The organism is Halomonas sp. ND22Bw (assembly GCF_003011945.1).
Taxonomy (GTDB): Bacteria; Pseudomonadota; Gammaproteobacteria; order Pseudomonadales; family Halomonadaceae; genus Halomonas; species Halomonas halophila.
The window spans coordinates 1-265 of record NZ_PXWD01001043.1 but is presented as its reverse complement, the minus strand read 5'-3'; the positions used below and the strand labels follow the sequence as shown (position 1 = coordinate 265).

The following is a 265-nucleotide window of genomic DNA, read 5'->3' as shown; positions in this document are numbered from 1 at the left end:
GGCGCACCGTCGGGTGCGGATGCGGGGGCGGAGGCCGGCGCAGCCGGCTTGCCGAGTTCCAGCAAGTGCGCGGGCGGCGGTGCGACGCGCCCCGTCACCTCGACCAGGCCGGCGGGCGTCTCCACCGGCATCAACTGGGCCCGGTCGTTGAAATTGCGCTGGACCCAGCCGCGCTGGATCATCACGGTCTGCTCGCTGCCTTCGAGGGCAAAAGGCGTCAGCACGTAGAAGCCCGGCACGCCGTGCATCTGGCGGTTGTCGAGGT

At 71.3% G+C, this 265-nt stretch carries 1 protein-coding gene; it reads right to left on the bottom strand.

What is annotated here, in order from left to right; translation table 11 throughout:
* A partial coding sequence (locus CVH10_RS21350; RefSeq protein ID WP_369335948.1) for an SURF1 family cytochrome oxidase biogenesis protein occupies positions 1-265 on the bottom strand: 265 nt, incomplete at both ends.